The organism is Corallococcus caeni (assembly GCF_036245865.1).
Classification (GTDB): domain Bacteria; phylum Myxococcota; class Myxococcia; order Myxococcales; family Myxococcaceae; genus Corallococcus; species Corallococcus caeni.
Genome location: NZ_BTTW01000043.1, coordinates 1 through 810, shown reverse-complemented (window position 1 = coordinate 810; position 810 = coordinate 1). Strand labels below are relative to the sequence as shown.

Annotated in this window: 1 protein-coding gene; it reads left to right on the top strand. The window is 69.6% G+C overall.

Annotation, left to right across the window (positions count from 1 at the left end; translation table 11 throughout):
• Nucleotides 1-26 precede the first annotated feature (26 nt).
• Nucleotides 27-810 (top strand): AMP-binding protein (locus AABA78_RS38825; protein WP_338270581.1); only part of this gene is annotated, 784 nt, incomplete at its 3' end.

Here is an 810-nt window from a genome sequence, read left to right as displayed (position 1 = left end):
TGCGCCTGAATGCGGTGCCTCCAGGAGTGCGCGTCGTCAACCTCGCGGGCGAAGCCCTGCCGGAGACGCTGGCCAGGCAGGTCTACGCCGTCCCTACGGTGCAGAAGCTCTACAACCTCTACGGGCCTTCCGAGGACACCACCTACTCCACCGCCGCACTCGTCGGCCGTGACGAGGTGCCCCTCATTGGACGTCCTCTGCCCGCGACGCGGGCCTACGTGCTGGACGCTTCGTTGCAGCCGGTGCCCGTGGGCGTTGCCGGTGAGCTGTACCTCGCGGGCGAAGGACAGGCGCGCGGCTACCTGCTGCGGCCGGACCTCACCGCGGAGCGCTTCGTGCCCGAGCCGTACGGCCCGCCGGGTGGCCGCATGTACCGCACGGGCGACCGCGTCCGCTACCGCGTGGATGGGCGCCTGGAGTACCTCGGCCGCATCGACTTCCAGGTGAAGGTGCGTGGCTTCCGCATCGAGCTGGGTGAAATCGAAGCGGCGCTTCGCCGCGCTCCGGGACTCAAGGACGCTGTCGTCGTCGCCAAGGGCGAAGCCGCAGACAAGCGGCTGGTCGCCTACGTCGCACCCAAGGCGGATGCCTCGCTGGAGGCGGAAGCCCTCAAGGCGCAGCTGCGTCAGGGGCTCCCTGAGTACATGGTGCCCTCCACCTTTGTGGTGCTGGAGGCCCTGCCCCTCAACTCCAACGGCAAGGTGGACCGCAAGGCCCTGCCGGAGCCGGAGGCGCCACAGTCAGGCAGCACCTACGAGGCACCTCGCACGGAGACGGAGGCGAAGCTGGCGTCCATCTGGGCGGAGGTGC